Below are 17684 nucleotides of genomic sequence, written 5' to 3'. Positions count from 1 at the left end.
GGCTCACTCAACGTTTAACGTCACGGGGACGCGCTCACGACGAATGTACGGAAACTTCGTCAGGAGGAACTCCTCGAGAACCTCGTTGGCCTCATCGTAGCCCTCTTGCTCTATCAGTCTGGAAACCTCGAGTTCGACCTGTCGATCGAGGACGAGCAATTCGAGGTAGTGGTCGCGATTCGGACCGAAATACGCTTCCGGGATACCGAACGTCATGTCGATCGTATTGGCGTAGAACTCCAGGGTACACCCCCAGTCGTCACCCTGATCGATATCGTAGGTCAGCGAGCGGCAGTTCAACTTGACGCTCGGGTCGCCGGAGGGAACGTTTTCCGAGATGTCGTGTTCGGGATTTCTGAGGATGATCATGTGGATCCAGTTTTCCGAGATGTCCGCCTGTTCTAACGGGTATCCAACGAAGTAATTCTTCGACGGCAGCTCAATGACGGGATACAGCATCATCCATCGGCCGTGTGGAAGCGGAATGGTGGTCTTCAGCGTCCCTTTGAACGATCCTTTCGGGTCGTCTATCTGCGTGATGGTCGCTTCGTTTTCCGTAAACCCCAGTGGATTGGTCAACGAAACGTACTCTGAGATCATCCGAGGTTTGTTCGTCCCCGCATACTCCTCGTCACGTTTCTTTCCGGCCGGCGTGGCATCGTTGACGCGAAACGTCGGCTCTTCGGGGTCGTTGTAGACCCGGTCCTCTTCGTAATTATCGCCAAAGATAGTGTTTCGCAGCCAGATCTCAATCGGATGGTCTCCCGTGAACGTAATCAGTGCCCAGGAGACGAGTCCCACGGCGATCAAACCGGCCGTGGCCACCCAGCCAACCGGGTTCGAACTCGCGAGGGCGACGAGGAACGGTGCCGACGAGGCCATCGCCGCGCCGATAGAGTACATCGAGATCGCAATCGCCGAAATCGCCCCCGCACCGGCGAGCGCGTGACCGAGGAAGACACTGGATTCCCCGGTGTCACTCGCAGATTGCATCCCGGAGTAGGCTTGCACGAGGTCGAAGACCGCAAATACGGGTTCGGCCAATTTCGACGCGACTTGAATCTTCTGTGCTCCGCTCAAAGATTTGGGACCAGAATCGGTGTCGGTGTCCACGAATAGCGGTTTCGACTCCGCCGAGGAATCGATTGCACCTTCCTGGATCAGCTCCTTCATCTCATCGACCGCACTGTAGTCGATGACTGACTGAATGTTATCACAGAGGTCGACCCAATCATCGACGTCCCACTCTTGTTGCAGTTCGATCTCGAATCTGTCGTTGGTTTCGATCACGCTCCCGAGAAGCGCCGTGAGCGAGAACGCGTAGACGATCGCGCTCGTTATCCTGTGTGAGTGGAACCCGCCACCGGTGGTGATCTTATCGACAAACGACGCAACATCCGAGCCAGCCTTGTGGGCGTTTCCGAGCGGGTTCCCATCGTCGTCTACCTCGATTTCCTCGGGAATCGACGTCGTGATCACGGTCCGGATCCGTTGGACGGTTCGCAACAGTCCCCGAAGATCCTCCGAGGCCGCATCGAGGTCCTGCTTTCGAAGGCCGTCGTCTTCGAAATACGCAGCGAGGTCGAAGTCGACGAACGTTCCCAGGCCGTCTACATCTTCTAACTCCTGCTCGGGGCCGAAAAACAGCGCGAAAAAGCGCGATAGAAAGTTGTTGACGATGTTGGCGATCTCCGTGTCGTTGAACACTTGCCCCTGACCCTGAAATACATAGACGGACTCCATTTCGTCGTATTCCATCAGTAGAACGAGACCGGACATCATCTGATTGAAGAAAAAGCAAATATGCCCAAGAGTCTCCCGCGAGACGGCCGATACCGACGCGACGCCGCGTGTCGGGTCCTCCATCGCCTCGGTGACGGGTGTGAAATTGTATGGCGGATCGACGAGTTCGTATGGCTGTGGACTCAGCATCTCGAATGGGTCGAAAACCGGGTCGTGGCCCCTGTACGCTCTCGCGAGCTGCTCGGCCACGAAGCCTTCGCCGGGACTGCTGAATCCGATTCCGGCGAGCACCTGGTTCAGAACCCGGAGTCGCCTCGTATAGTTCGAATCTTCGGCGAACGTCTCGGGAAAGTTCACCTCGTCGTCTTTGTACGTCGTCGGCCCCGAGAGCGAATCGACGAGTTCACTGGCGGAGTTCATCAGCGGTAATCGATCCTCGCTCAGCGAGGTGCCGAACTCGATGAAATCGCTTGGCCCCTCGTACTCCGTTTCGAGCATGAGATACTCCGTGAGTTCATCTACGGTAATATCGGATGTCCCAGAGGGTTCACCTAGCTCTTCCATGAGATCAGGAAAACTGGGCATCTCAGTTCGATAATCGTCCGGTCCATGAGTGAGCCCCCAGTCCTCTCGAGCGCTCGTGTAAACAACGTCCCGAAGTACCGTCCAGAGAGCGATCTTGTGTGGCTCGGAGGCTTGCCGCTGTCTCCAGCCCATCAAGTGCCCCCGATAGTCCCCGTTTCGGTCGATAACACACTCGTAGGCCTTGGGAAGCGTACCAGTCATCGCACACCCCCTTCGGTGGCATCGCGGTGTTCCGGTCGGTTCTCCTCGGTCTCGTTTGATACTTTGCTCATAGCTGAATCGAATTCTCGTGTTCCCGCCCCCGTTGTCGGCCACGCCCGGTACCAGACGTACGGCCGTGCCTCGGCCGAGCGATCGTGATCAGTGACGCGCAGACCCTCAACGGCGAGTGCGAATCCGCTCGAGTCGACGGACGCGACGCGAACCGTGTCCCGACCGACGATCTCGCCGTCGTCGTCGACCGCGAGCGTCGAAGCGACGTGGCCATCACCCGGCGGCGTCGGCGCCGCCGAATCGAATTCGTCGGTCCCGTCGTCGGCGGTCCGGTCGCCGAGGTCTGGACCAGGGTCGATCGACGGATCGAGTCCCGGGCCGGTGTCGGGTTCGAGCCGATCCCTGGCGTCGTCCGATAACTCGAGCCCGTCGCCGACGGCAGGTTCGATCGCCTCGTCGGTTCCGCCGTCGGTCAGCTCCACGTCGGAGGGGTCCTCGAGGACGTCGCCGATCGCCTCCGCCGAGTCCTCGTCGTCATCGGTTCCCGGTCCCGCAGCGGTCGGCTCGAATCCCTCCGGCAGGCGATCTGCGATCGCGTCCGGATCGACGTCGACCGCTCCGGACGCCACGCCCGGCGTCGCCACGACCGGGCCGACCTCGCCGGCCGTCGACGCACCGCCGGCATCGGCGGGTTCGGCGACGTCGAACGAGTCGAGGTCGATATCGGGATCGGGAACGCTCCCGGCCCCGGAGAGCGCGTACTGGGCCAGGACGCCGTCGCGGACGATCGCGGTTCCCGTCGCCCAGCCAAAGGGGACGTCGCCGGTGTGACGGGCGTGGTCGAGCGCCGCCGACCGGCTCGTCGTCACCTCGATCAGGCCGGGTTCGAACCCGCAGTCGACCGCCAGCGTCTCGTCGGGTGCCGGCAGCCGGACCGCGCCGACGGCGGGCGTCAGCTCACCCGCGTCGATTGCGAGGTACTGCACCGGGTGGGCACCGGTCGGGTCGATCTTGTGGGGGCCGCTGTAGGTCCGATCGAACTGGAGCTCGAGGCGCTCGCCCAGTCCGGTAACCGTCGCGGTCGTCCGGCCGGCGATCCGGTCGCCGTCCTGGTAACACAGGGCGAGCGCGCCGTCGGTCCCACACCGGGCGGCGGCGTCGTTCGATCGGCCGGGCCAGACGCTCGCGCTCCAGACGGCCTGCTCGAGGAGGCCACCATCCGTCTCGGCCGCACGAGCGTCCGTCGGACCACCGTCGGCGGCCGCGCCGGGACTCGCCGCCGCCCCCATCGAGACGCCGATCGACCGATCGGTGGTCCAGGTCTCCCCGAGCCCCCCGACGGCGGTCGACGTCGCGAGCGTCACGACGCTGGCGTCGATGTCCAGCGGGACGTGCTGGCGCCCGGGTTCCGTCGGCGTCAGGAACGTGCCGGCGTCGACGTCGAGTGCTGTCCCCGTGGCGAACGCCTGGTAGAGGAGCCGGACCTGCCCGTCGATCGCGGCGTCGGATCCAGTCGTCCGCACCGTGAGGTCGAATCCGTCGTCGGTCATCGCCGTAACCGAACCCTGGAGCGTCCCCAGCGAACGGTCGCCGTGAACGGCGAGTTCGAACGCGTCACCGGTACTCGTTCCGCAGGTCCCTCGCTCGGTGCTCCGGGCGTCGTCGGCGACGGTGACGGCGTGCTGTTCGAGGGTATCTTCCCCTTGCACCGCGATCCCCTGGGTCCAGCCGACCGTTCGATCGGACGCGACGTCGCCGTCGGTCGCATCCGCGGTCGTCGCCGTGAACACGAGCAGGTCCGGTTCGAATCCGACGTCGGTGACGGAGACGGGGCCGCCGGCCGTCGGGAGCGTGACCACGCCGGTTTCGTACCGTGCCGGTTCGTCGCCGCCACCTGGCGATTTCGGCATCGGCGTCGGCCGGCCGCCCGAACCGCTCGAGCCGCCGCCACCGAGCGGGCCGCTGATCGCGGCCCATCCGAGTCCGAGAAGCGTCAGTAAGCCAATCGCGACGAGGCCCAGATTGTCCCGGATCGGTGGTGGGACGATCGACTCCGCTTCGTCGTCTGACGGCGGGTCCTCAGCGTCGTCCGCCGGTGGGTCCTCAGCGTCGTCCACCGGAGAGTCCTCAGCGTCGTCCACCGGAGAGTCCTCAGCGTCGTCACCTTCCTCAGTTCCCGGGCGGTCGTCCGACGGCTCGTCAGTATCTTCCCCAGTTCCAGGAAAGTCGTCAGCCGGCTCGTCCTCGACCGTCACGGTGGGACACGTGACGTCGTCGTGGCGTTCCAGTTCGCCCCACGCGCGCACGACCGGCTCGTACGTCCCGGGCTCGTCGAAACTCGTCTCGTGGACGAACGCGTCGGCCCACCTCACGTCCCACTGCCCGTCGCCCTGGAAGTCGACGCTGATCGCGTCCGCGTCCGCCGAGGCGCTCGCGTCGACGACGACTGTCTCGCCGACGCCGACGGTCGTCGGTTCGATCGTACAGCGGGCGATCGGTTCGTCGGGCTCTGGAGGTGGGGTTTCCGCAGGCGCCACGGAGAACTCGGCACCGGTGTCTGCCGTCTGACCGACCTCGTCTTCGACCTCGAGCCCGATCACAACGCCGCCCTCCTCGTCGTAGGTGTGGCTGATCGTCGGCTCGGTCGTCACGTCGTCGAGCGAACCGTCTCCGGTTACGTCCCATCGGTACTCGACGATCTCGCCGTTCGGCGACGTCGAGTCGCTCGCGTCGAAGCTCACCGTCTCGCCGACGATCGGCTGATCGGGTTCCCAGTCGACCACGGCGGTCGGCGACTGTGGCTCCCCGACCTGGAACGCTTCCGTCGCGTACGAATCTCGCTGGCCAGCCTCGTCTTCGACCTCGAGTCCGACGACGTGCATTCCGGCCGTTTCGAACGTGTGGGTGGTCGTCGACTCCGTCTGCCAGTCGCCGTATCCACCGCCTTCGAAGAGCCACCGGTAGCGTTCGATCTCGCCGTTGGGCGACGTCGAGTCGCTCGCGTCGAAGGTTACCGCCTGGCCGGCGATCGGTTGTGGTGGCGTCCACTCGAACGCCGCAGTTGGCGACTGTGGCTCTTCGATCTGGAACGCTTCCGTCGCGTACGAATCTCGCTGATCAGCCTCGTCTTCGACCTCGAGTCCGACGACGTGCATCCCGGCCGTTTCGAACGTGTAGGTGGTCGTCGACTCCGTCTGCCAGTCGCCGTATCCACCGCCTTCGAAGAGCCACCGGTAGCGTTCGATCTCGCCGTTGGGCGACGTCGAGTCGCTCGCGTCGAAGGTTACCGTCTGGCCGGCGGTCGGCTGATCGGGTTCCCAGTCGAACGCGGCGGTCGGTGACTGCGGCTCCGAGACGACGATCTCGGTGTAGTCGCGCGCGCCATCCGTTGCGAACGAAACGGTGTACGTGCCGGCCTCCTCGTAGGTGTGCTGGACGGACGGGCCGTCGGTCTCGGCGGTTTCGCCGTCGCCGAACCACCACCTGTACTGGTCGCCGTCGGCGTCGTAGCCGCTCACGTCGAAGGTCACCGGCTCGCCGACTGTCGGCTCCGTCGGCGCCCACCTGAAGTCGTCCGTCTGGGTCGACACGCCGCCGACGAAGCCGACCGCGAGCGCTACGCACACGATCAGGGCGACTGCCGCGATCGCGGTTCGCGTGGCCCGACCGTGACCGTACCATCCGCTCGTCCGATGGGGCGCATCCTCGTTCTGTGGCCCTGCAGTCATCCTGTGACCTCGAGATCGCCCCGTTTCTCTCCGAAAGAAACAGTGCGAACGAGGTCACGATTCGGGCAAGGACAAATATATTTTTGCTGTATAATAGTACATAAGTTCGAGTCGGAACTCATCGGGAAGCCGTCCGACCGATCACGGGCCGCGTTTTTCAGGCCCGTCGAACCCACCCATGGCGTACGTTTCCACCCGCTCGAGCGAGCGGCGTGACCTGGTCGTCCCGACTGTTCGACGGTTCGTGCGTTCGTGTTCGTTTCGCCCGATGGCTCTCGATTTCTCGGTGGTGGGTTGGACTGCCGTGAATAGCCGCGTGCGTTGATGTGATGTGCGTTCATCTTCCCTCTGAACGTGCGTCAATTCCAGGACGGTTCTGCAGATACTGTGGATGGGAAAGGAGATTACTAATAACCAAAACTTACCGCAACGTCACCGGCAAGGTTACCTGAAAGTAACCTCGAGCTACAGACTCGGTGGTCGGTTTCTCCACGAACGAGGCCGACGACCGTGTTCGGGTGGCGCTGTCGTCGGCCGGCGGGAATCGTCGACCGCTCACCATCTCGGCGATTCGACGACGACCGTCGATCCTGGGTCGAAGGGGGTGGTCAGGTATAGTAACAACTGAAACGGGTTACACACTGCTCGCAGTGAGGCGGCCAGAACTGGCTTACGCTGCCAGTTCTGGCCGCTTGATCGCGAGCAGGTGTGCAATGACTTTCAGTGGCTACTATAGCAGGAACGACGACGAACTCTCGAGCGTGCGCTGCGTCGGCTACCAGCAACGCGGTGCCGGGCTGCGCCAGAGAATGAACCCGCCACCGGCTTCGATCGCCACCCTCAGAATTCCTCGGTCGGCGGGGCGACGCCCTCGTCCTCCTCACCCTCGAGGTCGAACTCCTCGCGCACCTCGCGGATCCGGTCGCGGATGTCCGCCGCGAGTTCGAACTCGAGGTTGTTCGCCGCCTCCCGCATCCGCGTCTCGAGTTCGGCGACGTAGCGGGCGGCCTCGCTCTCGTCTTCGAGGTCCCGGCCGGAGACGCTCGAGGTGTCGGTCTTGCTCCCCGGGAGGTTCGTCTCGCCGACCTCCTTCTGGATCGTGGTGGGTTCGTAGCCGTGTTCTGCGTTGAACTCCTGCTGGATACGCCGACGACGCTGGGTCTCCTCGATCGCCGACTCCATGGCGTTCGAGGGGTCGTCGGCGTAGAGGATCACCTCGCCGTTGACGTTTCGCGCCGCGCGACCCATCGTCTGGACCAGAGTGGTCTCCGAGCGGAGGAACCCCTCCTGGTCGGCGTCGAGGATCGCTACGAGCGAGACCTCGGGGATGTCCAGTCCCTCCCGGAGCAGGTTGATCCCCACGAGCACGTCGATCTCTCCTAACCGAAGCGAGCGGATGATCTCGTGGCGTTCTAAGGTATCCGTCTCGTCGTGCATATACGCGACGTCGACGCCGGCTTCCTCGAGGTACTCCGTGAGGTCCTCGGCCATCCGCTTGGTGAGCGTCGTGACGAGGGTGCGCTCGTCGCGGTCGATCCGCTCGTCGATGCGCTCGAGTAAGTCCTCGATCTGTCCCGTCGCGGGCGCGACATCGACAGCGGGGTCGACGAGGTGGGTCGGGCGAACGATCTGCTCGACGATCTGCTCGCTCTCCTCGCGCTCGTACGCTGCCGGCGTCGCGCTCACGTACAGCGTCCGGTCGGTCTTCTCCTCGAACTCTTCGAAGGTGAGCGGCCGGTTGTCGTACGCCGTCGGGAGCCGGAAGCCGTTCTCGACCAGCGAGTCCTTGCGGGACTTATCGCCCGCGTGCTGGCCGCGGATCTGGGGGAGGGTGACGTGGGACTCGTCGACGACGGTGAGAAAGTCCTCGGGGAAGTAATCGAGCAGGGTGTAGGGCGTGTCGCCGGGTTCGCGGTCGTCGAGGTAGACCGAGTAGTTCTCGATGCCCGAACAGTAGCCCGTCTCCTCGATCATCTCGAGGTCGAACGTCGTTCGTTCTTCGATACGTTGAGCGGCGATCAGATCGCCTTTGCGCTCGAAGTAGCTGATCCGGGAGTCGAGATCCGACCGGATCTCCGCGGCCGCGCGCTCGAGTCGCTCTTCCGGAAGCGAGTAGTGTTCTGCCGGGTGGACGAGCACGGCGGGTTCGGTGCTTTTCACCTCACCCTCGAGGGGGTCGACCTTGAGCATCCGATCGATTTCGTCGCCCCAGAACTCGACGCGGACGGCGTAGCGGCCATACATCGGGAAGATTTCGATGGTGTCGCCGCGTACCCGGAACGTCCCCTGAGAGAAGTCGACGTCGTTGCGCTCGTAATTGAGGTTCACGAGCCGTTTCAGCAGTTCTTCACGGCCGACCTCTTCGCCGACCTCGAGTCGCATCGCCATCCCCTCGTAGTTGCGCGGGTCACCGAGGCCGTAGATGGCGGAGACGGAGGCGACGACGATGACGTCGTCGCGGGTCAGCAGCGAGCGGGTCGCGGAGTGGCGCAGCCGATCGATCTCGTCGTTGATCGAGGCGTCCTTGTCGATGTAGGTGTCCGTCTGCTCGACGTAGGCCTCGGGCTGGTAGTAGTCGTAATAAGAGACGAAGTACTCGACGGCGTTTTCCGGAAAGAGGTTCCGGAACTCCTCGTACAGTTGCGCAGCCAGCGTCTTGTTGTGGGCGATGACGAGCGTCGGTTGCTGGACCTCCTCGATCAGCCACGAGACGGTGTTGGTCTTGCCCGAACCCGTCACGCCGAGCAGCGTCTGTGCTTCCATGCCCGACTCGAACCCCGCCGCGAGCTGCTCGATCGCTTCGGGCTGGTCGCCCGCGGGCTCGAAGGGCGCGTCGACCTCGAACGGCGTGGCGGCGTCTGGACGGTCCGGCTGCAGGGGGCCTCGAGTGTCGCTCACGGTGGAGTCCGTATGCAGTGGAGGCACTTGATGGCCTCGGTGTCTCTTTTTCTGTGACGTCGGCCTCGCCCTTATTAAAGAATTTCCAACAGTATCGGCGTACAGAAAACGTTCATTAGTCCGCTCTGATAGATTCTTCGATCACGGTGCCCACTGAGAACCAGTTCGAACGGACAGGAGATGGAGAAAAGAGAGACGGACGAGGGAGCCCGAACACCGGCTCCGTCGACCGTCGGCAGCTCCTCGGCATCGTCGCGACGACGGGTGCCACGGCGCTCGCCGGGTGTACCTTCGAGCTCGACGACGACGGTTTCGAGGTCGGTTTCGGCTCGGACGACGATCCCGAAGGCGACGCCACCGAGGAGGTGAGGGGCGAAGGTAACGGTGCAGCCGACCCGGAGGGGCCCGAAGGCGAGGACGACGATCTCGACGACGAGGGCGAGACAGCTGAAGGCAAGATGGACGACCCTGACGACGAGGGAGACGATCCGGACGACGAGACGGACGAAAGCGGGGAGGAAGAAGACGATCCGGACGGTGAGACGGACGAAAACGAGGACGAAGAAGACGATCCGGACGATGAGACGGACGAAAACGGGGACGAAGAAGACGATCCAGAACCACCGTTCAGCGAGGACTGCATCGGCATTGACCCAACGGACCTGGCCATCGAGGAGATCAGCGGCGGCCGCTGGCGGGTCAATTCGGGGCGCAGTGGACTACTCGTCTTCGACGAGAAGGACGACGCCGAGACCGCCAAAGCGATCCTCGAGCACTACGAGTTCACGAGCTTCTGCTTCGTGGCCCGACCGGACCCGCCGATGACCTACTGGCTCACCGACGGGGACGCACCGTCCGCGTCGAGTGCTCCAGCCGGCGGTGAGGACTGCATCGGCGTCGACCCAACGGACCTGGCCATCGAGGAGATCAGCGGCGGCCGCTGGCGGGTCAATTCGGGGCGCAGGGCACTCCTCATCTTCGACGAGAAGGACGACGCCGAGACCGCCAAAGCGATCATCGAGCACTACGAGTTCACGAGCTTCTGCTTCGTGGCCCGGCCGGACCCGCCGATGACTTACTGGACTCGCTGATCGCCGTCTCGAGCCGGCGCCGACAACGATTTTATCGTCCGGCGAGAACGTATCGACGATGATCGCCGTCGTCAGAAACGAGGTCAACCTCGACTGTGCATACCATTGCGACGCACTCGCGAGCTACTTTTCTGGACCCGAGGTCGACTACGTTCGGGACGAACGTCCCGACCTCGAGGCCGTCGACGGCGTCGTGCTCAGTGGCTCGACGGCGGGCGTCTACGAGGCCGACGACCGGCCGTGGATCGAGGTGCAAGAGGCGTTCGTCCGCGAACTCATCGAGCGTGAGGTGCCGACCCTCGGCGTCTGCTTCGGCCACCAGGTCGTCAGTACGGCCCTCGGCGGGACGGTCGAGCACGTCGGGCTCCGCAGTCAGCTCGTCGAGGTCGAGTTCGCCGACGACCCGCTGTTCGAGGGCGTCTCACCCGTCGTCCCGGTGGCCCACGGCGACGTCGTCACCGAGCCCGGCGACGACCTCGAGGTGATCGCCTCGACGGACTACTACCACGCGTTCGGGACCCGTCACCGGGAGGCCCCGCTGTGGACGATTCAGTTCCATCCCGAGTTCACGCCGGACGTCCGTGATCGGGTCGCCGAAGACTTCGGCTGGACCGAGACCGGCCACACCTACGACGACGTGAACGCCCCTCGGGTCTTCGAGAACTTCGAACGAATCGTCGCTGCGTCGACCGACGATTGAACAGCCCGCTCGATCGGTAGTGGGTTCGACATCGCTCAAGCGAGATCCGTAACGGCGCTCGAAAGCCTGTACGCTAACCGGTACCGTTGGTCACCAGGTGACCATCCGTCACCACCTGCACGGATATCACAAGCTGCATACATGACACTGGCGCGCGTCTCTCACACGCGGGAGAGACACCATGACCACTACTGACGAACCCACGAGCGAGGAGCGAATCGTACAGTGTATCGGACGAATCCACCCGGAGACGCCCGGCGGTGACCGACGATGAGTGAGTCACTCGACGTCGAGAAACTCGAGCGAGAGGTCAAGGAGGTCTACCGGGACGTCGCCGAGTCGCCCGACGAGGAGTTCCACTTCGAGACGGGCCGTGAGCTGGCCGAACGCCTCGGCTACGACCCCGAGGATCTCGACCGGGTCCCACAGGCGGCGGTCGACTCGTTCGCCGGCGTCGGCTACCACTTCGACCTCGCCGGCCTGCAACCGGGCGAGGCCGTCCTCGACCTCGGCAGCGGCTCGGGGATGGATGCCTTCGTCGCCGCGCTCCACGTCGGCGACACGGGGAGCGTGACGGGCCTCGACATGACCGACGAGCAACTCGAGAACGGCCGTCGGCTCCGCGACGAGCGGGGATTCGAGAACGTCTCCTTCGAGCATGGGTACATCGAGGAGCTGCCCGTTTCGGACGGCTCGTTCGACGTCGTCATCTCGAACGGCGTAATCAACCTCTCCCCCGAGAAAGGTCGCGTCTTCGAGGAGACGATGCGCGTCCTCAAACCGGGCGGACGACTGGCGATGTCGGACATCGTCAGCGAGGCGCGTATGCCAGGAAGCATCAAGAACGACGCGGACCTCTGGGCGGCCTGCATCGGCGGGGCCGAACAGGTCGACGAGTACACGTCGATGATCGAGTCAGTCGGCCTCGAGGTCGAGGAGGTCCGGGAGAACGACTACGAATTTACCTCAGAGCAGGCACAGGGCGCCTGCCAGAAGTACGGCGTAAAGAGCATCGAACTCGGCGCACGCAAGCGGTGAGCGTCCGATGAACGAGGAGTCGACTCCGAACGACGTCTCGCGACGGACCGTGTTGCGAGCGGGAGCGGCCGGCGTAGGGACGCTGGGTGTCGTCGGCTCGGCAGCCGGTGATGGGGACGAGTACGACGACGAGCCGGCGGACGACCGTGAACCCGACCCCGAACCCGCGGTCGTCACGGAGACGGCCGACGTCGTCGGCCAGGGGCCGGACGGCCCCGTCGTGGCCGAGAACGGGGCGACGATCCACCGCACCGAACACGATCTCCTGATTTCGCTCTCGATGCCGACGCCGGAGCCCGGTTCATACACCTACCCGAGCGAGCCGCCCGAGCGCGAGGGCGAGTGGTGGACCGACGAGGTGGGCGACCTCGAGGCGTTCTCGCTGTGGGCGTTCGTCTTCGATTACCCCGACGAGTGCGTCGACGGCTGTGACAGCGAGGATCTCGGCGAGCCGGCCGGCGGCGGCGTCTTCGCCGTCGCGGGCCACGTCTTCGACGGCCCCGACCTCACGCTGAACGGTATCGTCTCGCGGGAGACCGGCGTCTACGAGGAAGACGGTGAGCCGATGGGACTGGTGCTCGAGCGGCCGATGGAGGCGGAGGTCCACCTGGCCGTGGCGCCACACGGCGCGTTCGACCCCGCGATGATGCCCGAGATCCTGCAGACGCCGACGGGGCCCGGACCGGACGTCTGGTGGAGTGCGATCTTCGACTGATGGGGCGGGGAGATCGGCCTCTCGGTCGGGCTCGAGGCGTTCTACGCCTCGACGTTCGCCGAGACCGCGATGGAGCACGGGTCCCGTAGCGTCCGCGGGCGCGGGTCCCGTAGCGTCCGCGGGCGCGGGTCCCGTAGCGTCCGTCGGCGCGGGTCCCGGCTGTAGCAACCTGACCGTCCGCTCGAACGGAACGCAGTGTGGACGATGCGTTCGACGAGTGCGTTCGATGCAGGGGCTGCAGTAGCGGCAGGCGCTGCAACAGCGCCGGCCGTTGCACGATCGTCACCAGGTGCCTACATCCATCAGTTCACTGTATAGACGGTGGCCAGTAGCTGGCCGGAACACCATGACCGAACCTCACTCCCAGGGCGGGGACGAGCACCCGTACTTGCGTCTCCGTCGAACCGAGAACGAAGCGCTGTTCTACCGATTCGTCGACGACGTCGTGAACGAGGGACGCCTCGAGGTGGTCGACGACCTCGTCAGCCACGACGTCGTGATGCACGTCGCCGGGGATCCGGTTCCGATCCGCGGACCCGAGGCGGTGAAGGCGTCCGTTCGGCGGGACCGAACCGCATTCTCAGACCTCACCCTCGAGGTCGACGACCTCGTCGTCGACGGCCCGCAGGTCGTCGGTCGCCTGACGATGACCGGAACCCACGAGGGGCCGTTCGCGGGCATCGAACCGACGGGTGCTCGCATCGACGTCCAGCGCGTCGTGATCGACCGCATCGAGAACGGAGCCATCGTCGAACGATGGGAACTCCTCGATACGCACCACCTCCGACGACAGCTCGGCGAGACCGAATCGCCCGTTGACCACCGACCCGTCGAGTGAACGGACGTCGACCGACCAGCGGATCGACCCACAGCCGGAACGGACGCGTCGTGTGCCAGCCACCAGTTTTTCAGGCGGGCCGTGGTAGGTCGCGACGTGTCCCGAGACCGACTGCAGCGAGCCAGGACCGAACTCGAGCGCGCCGTCGAGACGGCGGCCGACGACGTCCGCGACGACCTCCGTGAGACGGCCGGTGCGTTCGCCGAACTGACGGCGGCGGACCGCGAGCCGGACCACGCCGTCCTGGACGGTCACCTGAACACCCTCCGGCAGGCGCGCGACCGAGCCGAGGGGGAGACGGAAACGGAGATCGACCGGGCGCTCGAGCACGCCGAGTCCTACCGCGAGGAGCTCGCCGGCGCCTGAGCCTCGAGGCCGGGTGCAGCCGGAGCGGTCCCGTCTCGAACGCGGCGTTCGATGCGACCGGTATCTCGTTGGGACGCTACTGGCTGACCGTCGGCACGTACGAAATAGGTGAGATAAGACACAATTCCCTCAAATGATTACAAATTTTATATTCAGGTGTTCGCTAGAAGACGCTCGAGGCCGGAGAGTCGGGACACTCGAGTCGACGCCAGCCAACAGCGTTGCGACTCGCTCGAGGGGTGACGCGTCGGCGTTCGGGCGCCTCAAGCCGGTAGCGCCACCTGAGCCGAGCGCACCGTTCAACGTCCGACCCGATCCGCCAGCCAGGGTGGTGTTTCGAACGGCACCATCGCGTCACCAGCACTGAGACACCCGCCGACGGCTACCGACGGTGTTCACCACCAGTCTTACCAGTATCATATACAGTGCTGCTAATAGTAAAGTATGCCACGACGCCGTCGGCGAACGCTCGTGGTCGGCTAGCTCGTGAACAGGCGAACGTCGGCGCGTTCGTGACGCATGCCCATGACGTCGGCCAGCGGCGCGAACGAGCCCATCGTCTCGAGGTCGGCGTCGACGTAGCGGTCGCAGACGGCCTCGACGACGGGGAGCAGCGCCGAGAGGACGTGCTGGATCTCGGTGTGGCCGAACCGGCCGAGCCGCTGGGCGGCCCCCAGCGTTTCGGTGACGAACGTGTACGCGCCGAGCAGGCAGGCGTCCGTTCGAGGGATACCGGCTGCGGCGGTCGAGAGTCCAAGCACGACGGGATAGCTGCCCGGCGTCTCGCCCGCCTCGACGGCCGCGGCGTACGCCGCCGGCAGGGTCGCCCCGTCGTCCGTGGTGTCCGGTTCGGCCGCCCCGACGACCGAGTCGAACAGCGCGAGCAGTCCCTCACCCGCCAGCGTCGCGCTCCGGCGAAACTCCGCCGGGAGCGTCACCGCGTGCAGCCGTTCGTCGGTCGCGAGCAGGTGCTCGAGGTCACCCGCCGCGCTCGCGGCGTGGGCGTTGGACAGCGCGACGACGTCGACGGGGCCGACGATTCGCCGGAGGTAGCCCTCGAGGAGGTCACACAGGGCGTCGGCGTCCTCGAGACGACCCTCGTTGACGTACTGTTCGATCCCGTAGGACGCCGTGTACGTGCCGACGGGCAGGAAGGAGTCCGCGAGCCGGAGGGCGGTGAGGAACGACGCGGGGTCAGTGGCCATGGTCGTGGTGCGTGTGGTCGCGTTCGGGCTGGTCGCCGTGGCCGTGACTGTGCTGGGTGTCGTTGCCGTGACTGTGCTGGGTGTCGTTACCGTGGCTGTGCTGAGTGTCATGGTCGTGGTTATGACCGTGCCCGTGCTGGTGGCCCGCGTCGAGTTCGCCCTCGCCGCCGTCGGCGAGGAACAGCTCGGCGTCCACCCGCTCGACCCAGTGGTGTGCGTCCGGGAAGTCGTCGTCGACGACCCGCTCGACGATGTGGCGATCAGCCTCGAGCGGTACGTAGACGACGCCGTCCTCGACCGCGAGGTCCCAGTGCTGGTTGCCGACGCGATGGCCCAGCTCGACGGCGGCGGCGAGGGCGTTAGGTGAGGGGTTGGGCAACTCGAGCGCCAGCACCTCGCGTGGCTCGAACGCGACGACGACCATCCGCTCGTCCTCACACAGGAGGACGTCGCCGGCCTCGAGCGCCGGCCTGTCGACGAGGACGCCGAGATCCGTGCCGGCGTCCGTGCTCGTCCGCAGGCGGGACTTCTTGCGCTCGCCCGCGGCGAGGACGACGCGCTCGAGCGTGCCGCGCTCTTCGTGCTCCTCGCGCCGTTTTGCGAGTTTGGAATCCTCACGAACGTTCCCGAGGACGCCGTCGACGCGTCTCACGGCACCCTCCGGTCGGCCGGCGTGCCGACGCCCAGTACCTCGAGTCGCGTCTCGTCCCAGGCGGCCCTGACGGCGGCCTCGACGTCCGTCGCGCGAGTTCCGAGGACGCGGACGCTGGCGCCCGCACCGTGGGGGAGCCTCGATGCGCCGGCGAGGACGTCCTCCCGGCTGGCGACCCGCTCGTGGAGCCGGTCGGCCAGCACCTCGGCGTCGACCGACGGCGAAAGGGCGTACAGCGTCCCGACGACGCCGTACTCGCCGACGCTGGCCGGGTCCCTGGGATCGCGCTCGGCCGGGCGCAGGTCGACGGCGTCGGCACAGACGAGGTCGCCCTCCACCCGGGCTTCGAGGCTCGCGTGGTAGTGGTCGAACGAGAACGGCTCGTGCTCGCTCAGCCCGTCGGGGACGAGCACGTCGCTCACGATCACCGTGGCGTCCGCGGCGAGGTCGACGCGGGTCGTGCCGAGACAGCGGGCGTCCTCGTTGACGATCGTCGGCCCCGGCAGGTACTCGAGGTGGGCCCCCGGCCCGGCGCGCAACCGCGCCTCGAGGTGGGCGTAGTTGGCGGTCATGCTGTGGACTTTCGTCGCGCTCTGGGTCGTGACGTGGACGCGGGCGCGATCGCGGGCGTCGACGGCGAGGCGGTGGCGGTCGCCCTGGGCAACCCCACCCGTCGGCTCCTGGGCACAGAGGGTCGTCATCCCCGGGGCGGGGTCGGTCTCGAGCGTCCCCGTGAGGTGGTAGGGAACCTCGACGCGGTCCCGAACGAGCCGGGTCCGGCCGCCGGGTTCGCGGGCGAGGGTGGCCTCGAGGACGCCCCGTTTGCCGGGGCCCGCCGCGGGGGCCTGGGGCAAAGTCTCCTCGCCGTAGGTCCGAAAGGCCGAAGGTATCTGCGCTGCGCTCACGCGAACAGCACCTCCCGTTCGACGTGTTCGAGCACCTCCTCGACCCCCTCGCCGCTCTTGCAGTTCGTGAAGGTGAACGGATCGTCGCCGCGGACGGCGGCGGCGTCGCGCTCGAGCACCTCGAGGTCGGCGTCGACGTAGGGAGCGAGGTCGGTCTTGTTGATCACGAGCAGGTCGGCCTGGGTGACGCCGGGACCCCGTTTGCGGGGAATGTCCTCGCCTTCGGCGACCGAGATGACGAACAGGAAGTAGTCGGCGAGTTCGGGATTAAACGTCGCCGCGAGGTTGTCACCGCCGCTCTCGATCACGACGACGTCGAGGTCGGGGTGCCACGCGGTGAACTCGTCGATGGCCGCGAGGTTCATCGAGGGGTCCTCGCGGATGCCCGTGTGGGGGCAGGCGCCGGTTTCGACGCCGCGGACCAGGTCCTCGGGCAGGACGTCCGCGAACGACTTCCGGAGGACGTCGGCGTCCTCCTGGGTCATGATGTCGTTGGCGATCACGCCGACCTCGTAGCCGCGGTCGACGAGTTCGGGGACGAGTCGTTTCACGAGCGCCGTCTTCCCGGAGCCCACCGGGCCGCCGAGGCCGACCTTGGCGACGTCGCGGTAGCCCATCAGTCGGTCACCTCGTCGGCGTCGGCAGTCGTTCCCGGCCTCGTCGGCGGTTCTTCGAGGGCGTCCTCGAGCTGTTCGCGGCTGTCAGCCCGGATGGGGTCGTGGACGGTCACGAGCTTCGTCCCGTCGGGGAAGACGGGCTCGACCTGGACCATGTCGACCAGCTCGGGGACACCATCCATCACGTCTTCGCGGGTGAGCAGTCGCGTGGCTTCCTCGCGAAGCTGGGAGACGGACGTGCCCTCGCGTGCGCCCTCACAGACCCAGTCGGCAATGTAGGCGACCGATTCGGGGTGGTTCAGCTTCACGCCACGTTCTTTGCGGCGTCTCGCGAGCTCTGCGGCCATGAAGATCGTGAGTCGTTCTCGTTCTTTGGGGGTGAGATTCATC

General features: G+C 65.6%; 14 protein-coding genes. 6 read left to right on the top strand and 8 right to left on the bottom strand.

What is annotated here, in order from left to right; all coding sequences use genetic code 11:
- Positions 1-3: 3 nt before the first annotated feature.
- The 3 genes from NMQ09_RS18890 to uvrB all read right to left on the bottom strand — a co-directional run bounded on the left by NMQ09_RS18890 (position 4) and on the right by uvrB (position 9167).
- Positions 4-2643, bottom strand: a complete 2640-nt coding sequence (locus NMQ09_RS18890) for a hypothetical protein (RefSeq protein WP_255192121.1) — start codon at positions 2641-2643, stop codon at positions 4-6.
- Positions 2526-6269 (bottom strand): PKD domain-containing protein, encoded by a 3744-nt coding sequence (locus NMQ09_RS18885; protein WP_255192120.1) that lies wholly within the window; start codon positions 6267-6269, stop codon positions 2526-2528. The genes NMQ09_RS18890 and NMQ09_RS18885 overlap by 118 nt, the downstream gene beginning before the upstream one ends.
- An 840-nt stretch (positions 6270-7109) precedes the next feature.
- The gene (gene uvrB / locus NMQ09_RS18880; protein ID WP_255192119.1) at positions 7110-9167 is read right to left on the bottom strand and encodes an excinuclease ABC subunit UvrB; all 2058 of its coding nucleotides are present in this window, start codon (positions 9165-9167) and stop codon (positions 7110-7112) included.
- Positions 9168-9313: 146 nt separating this feature from the next.
- On the opposite strand from uvrB, the gene NMQ09_RS18875 reads away from it, so the two are divergent.
- From NMQ09_RS18875 to NMQ09_RS18850, 6 genes are all read left to right on the top strand, one after another.
- The gene (locus NMQ09_RS18875; protein ID WP_255192118.1) at positions 9314-10258 is read left to right on the top strand and encodes a hypothetical protein; all 945 of its coding nucleotides are present in this window, start codon (positions 9314-9316) and stop codon (positions 10256-10258) included.
- 58 nt (positions 10259-10316) lie between these two features.
- Positions 10317-10958 carry a type 1 glutamine amidotransferase gene (locus NMQ09_RS18870; RefSeq protein ID WP_255192117.1) on the top strand — a complete coding sequence of 214 codons (642 nt, stop codon included), beginning with the start codon at positions 10317-10319 and terminating at the stop codon, positions 10956-10958.
- A 270-nt stretch (positions 10959-11228) separates the two neighbouring features.
- The gene (locus NMQ09_RS18865; protein WP_255192116.1) at positions 11229-11996 is read left to right on the top strand and encodes a methyltransferase domain-containing protein; all 768 of its coding nucleotides are present in this window, start codon (positions 11229-11231) and stop codon (positions 11994-11996) included.
- A gap of 7 nt (positions 11997-12003) precedes the next feature.
- Positions 12004-12711: a hypothetical protein gene (locus NMQ09_RS18860; protein WP_255192115.1), complete on the top strand. Its 708-nt coding sequence runs from the start codon at positions 12004-12006 to the stop codon at positions 12709-12711.
- 346 nt (positions 12712-13057) lie between these two features.
- On the top strand, positions 13058-13549 hold the full coding sequence (locus NMQ09_RS18855; protein WP_255192114.1) for an ester cyclase: 492 nt from the start codon (positions 13058-13060) through the stop codon (positions 13547-13549).
- Between the two features lie 96 nt (positions 13550-13645).
- Positions 13646-13915: a DUF7553 family protein gene (locus NMQ09_RS18850; protein WP_255192113.1), complete on the top strand. Its 270-nt coding sequence runs from the start codon at positions 13646-13648 to the stop codon at positions 13913-13915.
- A gap of 479 nt (positions 13916-14394) precedes the next feature.
- Here NMQ09_RS18850 and NMQ09_RS18845 read toward each other — a convergent pair whose 3' ends face one another.
- From NMQ09_RS18845 to NMQ09_RS18825, 5 genes are read right to left on the bottom strand one after another with little or no spacing between them, the layout of a single operon-like run.
- Positions 14395-15120 carry an urease accessory protein UreF gene (locus NMQ09_RS18845; RefSeq protein WP_255192112.1) on the bottom strand — a complete coding sequence of 242 codons (726 nt, stop codon included), beginning with the start codon at positions 15118-15120 and terminating at the stop codon, positions 14395-14397.
- The gene (ureE, locus tag NMQ09_RS18840) at positions 15110-15772 is read right to left on the bottom strand and encodes an urease accessory protein UreE (RefSeq protein WP_255192111.1); all 663 of its coding nucleotides are present in this window, start codon (positions 15770-15772) and stop codon (positions 15110-15112) included. Before ureE ends, NMQ09_RS18845 begins: the two co-directional genes overlap by 11 nt.
- Positions 15769-16677: an urease accessory protein UreD gene (locus NMQ09_RS18835; protein WP_255192110.1), complete on the bottom strand. Its 909-nt coding sequence runs from the start codon at positions 16675-16677 to the stop codon at positions 15769-15771. The genes ureE and NMQ09_RS18835 overlap by 4 nt, the downstream gene beginning before the upstream one ends.
- Complete coding sequence (ureG, locus tag NMQ09_RS18830; RefSeq protein ID WP_255192109.1) at positions 16674-17294, bottom strand: urease accessory protein UreG; 621 nt, start codon at positions 17292-17294, stop codon at positions 16674-16676. The genes NMQ09_RS18835 and ureG overlap by 4 nt, the downstream gene beginning before the upstream one ends.
- Positions 17294-17683, bottom strand: coding sequence for an urease subunit gamma (locus tag NMQ09_RS18825; RefSeq protein ID WP_255192108.1), 390 nt, complete (start codon positions 17681-17683; stop codon positions 17294-17296). The genes ureG and NMQ09_RS18825 overlap by 1 nt, the downstream gene beginning before the upstream one ends.
- Between the last annotated feature and the right edge of the window lies 1 nt (position 17684).

Origin of the sequence: Natronobeatus ordinarius (assembly GCF_024362485.1) — an archaeon.
Taxonomy (GTDB): domain Archaea; phylum Halobacteriota; class Halobacteria; order Halobacteriales; family Natrialbaceae; genus Natronobeatus; species Natronobeatus ordinarius.
Note: the sequence above shows the minus strand (reverse complement) of the source record. Positions and strands in the feature narration are given on the sequence as shown.

Coding starts and splice junctions, on each gene's coding strand:
- NMQ09_RS18885 (WP_255192120.1), bottom strand. CDS start 6,269: ATGACTGCAGGGCCACAGAACGAGGATGCGCCCCATCGGACGAGCGGA.
- NMQ09_RS18870 (WP_255192117.1), top strand. CDS start 10,317: ATGATCGCCGTCGTCAGAAACGAGGTCAACCTCGACTGTGCATACCAT.
- NMQ09_RS18865 (WP_255192116.1), top strand. CDS start 11,229: ATGAGTGAGTCACTCGACGTCGAGAAACTCGAGCGAGAGGTCAAGGAG.
- NMQ09_RS18860 (WP_255192115.1), top strand. CDS start 12,004: ATGAACGAGGAGTCGACTCCGAACGACGTCTCGCGACGGACCGTGTTG.
- NMQ09_RS18855 (WP_255192114.1), top strand. CDS start 13,058: ATGACCGAACCTCACTCCCAGGGCGGGGACGAGCACCCGTACTTGCGT.
- NMQ09_RS18845 (WP_255192112.1), bottom strand. CDS start 15,120: ATGGCCACTGACCCCGCGTCGTTCCTCACCGCCCTCCGGCTCGCGGAC.
- ureG (WP_255192109.1), bottom strand. CDS start 17,294: ATGGGCTACCGCGACGTCGCCAAGGTCGGCCTCGGCGGCCCGGTGGGC.
- NMQ09_RS18825 (WP_255192108.1), bottom strand. CDS start 17,683: ATGAATCTCACCCCCAAAGAACGAGAACGACTCACGATCTTCATGGCC.